Annotated in this window: 3 protein-coding genes; all 3 read left to right on the top strand. The window is 29.3% G+C overall.

Translation table 11 applies throughout. The annotated features are described in order from the left end of the window. Nucleotides 1–186: 186 nt before the first annotated feature. Complete coding sequence (locus O9267_RS13835) at nucleotides 187–768, top strand: hypothetical protein (RefSeq protein WP_298180581.1); 582 nt, start codon at nucleotides 187–189, stop codon at nucleotides 766–768. Nucleotides 769–947: 179 nt separating this feature from the next. After that, complete coding sequence (locus O9267_RS13830; RefSeq protein ID WP_298180579.1) at nucleotides 948–1,586, top strand: hypothetical protein; 639 nt, start codon at nucleotides 948–950, stop codon at nucleotides 1,584–1,586. A gap of 179 nt (nucleotides 1,587–1,765) precedes the next feature. Further along, nucleotides 1,766–2,403, top strand: a 638-nt coding sequence (locus O9267_RS13825; RefSeq protein WP_298180577.1) for a hypothetical protein, incomplete at its 3' end; no start/stop codon positions are given.

Below are 2,403 nucleotides of genomic sequence, written 5' to 3'. Positions count from 1 at the left end.
AGGCACTATCCACCAACAGCTGTTTCTAGCAATGGCTAGGCATGGGATTTATTAATAAAACTTAATTTGAAACTAAATTTTAGTTATATTTGAGATGGTTAGTGTCGAAATTACGCCACTGCCAGAAGCAGCAAAACGTTGTGCGTCATTTTGCCTAAACGAAACGAAAAACTATCAAATAAAACAGTGAACATAAAATTTAAAATATTTGAGATAATCGCAATTTTGAGTTGTTGCGGTATTATTGGTTGGATAATTACAGACTTTTACGGTGGAATGACTTTATTTCTATTTTCATATGGGATTATAATATTTCCAATAATTATTCTATATATAATTTCGTTACTAAACACAATTATATCATTTTTTAGAAATGGAATTAAAGAAACCAAAATCAGAATTATTTCTCACTCAATTGTTTTAATAGCAATTATTGCATTAAATCTTTATTCATCGGAAATTTTTAAATCGAAAAAAATATTAAATGCAACATTAATAGATGATCAGTTTGTCTATAATTTAAAGTTTAGAGAAAACGGAAAATGTGAAAATGAGATAAATGGAATATTTGGCTTTCAGCAAAATTTTGATGGTGAATATATAATGAAAAATGACACAATTATTTTTACCAAAAAGCCATATGATAATGATTTTATTCCAGACACTTTACTAATAGATAGAAAGTTAAAAGGAATATTTATGGAAAAAGATAAGAATGGAAACTTTATGAAAGATAAATCATTTGGTGGATATTTTGAAATCAAATAAAAAACGACGCACAACAGCTGTTTCTAGCAATGGCTAGGCTTGGGATTTATTTATAAAACTTAATTGTTGAAACTAAATTTTAGTTATATTTGTGATGGCTAGTGTCGAAATTACGCCACTGCTAGAAGCAGCAAAACGTTAGCGGTCAGGCTAAAAAGACGACACCGAAACAGAAACAAATGGAATTTATAAAACGACTTTTCAAAACAAATAAGAAACCAAGTGACAATTGGACAATGTTCAGCACTTCAAAATCAGAAGTGAAAGAATTGCTCGTTTCTACTGGTCAACTAACAATTGGTGACGACTTTTTAAAAATTGAGAATTATCCATTTGAACCGTCCATAGCGTACAGACAAAATATCATCAAGACATACCAAATTGACGACATAGATTATAAATCATATCCGCCGACATTTAGGGTTGGTAATGAACTAATTTACCTAACGTCTGAAAAGAAAGTTGAACTTGAAGCGTTTGCTAAAAAGAATAATATCATGACTATTGAACGACCAATGATTTGGGGTTGGATACTTGAACCATTTTTAGACACAGAATTTACGACAGAAACAGACGAACGATTGACTAAACTATTAAAGAGTTATGGCATGACGACAGACAAAGTGAAATCATTACGGACAGAAGTAGAAACTCAAATGTTAAAATATAATTTTGACACAATGCTTTGGGAATGGGGTGGATTTGACGCTTCAGATGTTCTAAGGTCAATGCGGACAAAATATAACAAAGACGAATTTGAAGACTTTTATAGAAGAGTTATGGAAATAGCATTATTAACCAAAAAGACAGACGAATGAAAGAAGCCCGAACCGCTAACAGCAGTTACACACTATTGCGGTTTTAGGGTTTAATTCAAAATCTGTTTTGTGTTTGAAATTTTTGGCAAATCCGACAATTTTCGTTTTCTTTGTCCGCAACAGCTGTGTAGCTGCAAAACGTTGTGAGAAATTTTTTGAAAACCGTTAAAAAAGAACGAATGAACTATAAAGTCTTAGTAATAATTGTTGCTTTAATTTCTATGAAAGTTAATGCTCAAAAAATAAAATTTAAAGATAAAAATTTAAAAAATGCTTTAATTGAACTTGGATTTGATTTCAATAAAAATAGTGAAATTGAAATAAGCGAAATTGACACAGTTACTAAAATAAAAGTTACCAAAAAGAGTATAAAAAGTTTAGACGACTTAATATACTTCAAAGGTTTAAAAATCATAAACGCAATGACTAATGACATTACCGATTTAAATGTTTTTTACGGAAATACAACTATTGAAGAACTTTATGTTGGAGAAAATAAATTGGGAGAAAAACTAGTAATTAAAGAAATGCCAAACCTAAAAGGATTATATGCTTTTAGAAATGACATAAAAGAATTTGAGTTTATTGGTAAATATGAAAATTTAAAATCATTATATATTCAAGGAAATCCAGTTGAAAATCTTAATCTTCAAAATTTGACAAATTTGGAAAGCCTTCAACTTTTCGAATGTGATAATTTGAAGACTATTAACTTTTTCATAGAAACAAAACTCAAACAGTTTTTCTTGCTGGATATGAAAGTCGTAAACGTTCTTAAAAAAGAGAACACAAGAACTTTATATTTAGAAAAAAATTC

Origin of the sequence: Flavobacterium sp. (genome assembly GCF_027531705.1) — a bacterium.
Classification (GTDB): Bacteria; Bacteroidota; Bacteroidia; order Flavobacteriales; family Flavobacteriaceae; genus Flavobacterium.
This window is presented reverse-complemented; position numbering and strand designations above follow the sequence as displayed.

What these genes read in the sequence shown, in the direction of transcription:
- O9267_RS13830 (WP_298180579.1), top strand. Translation starts at nt 948, where the DNA reads ATGGAATTTATAAAACGACTTTTCAAAACAAATAAGAAACCAAGTGAC.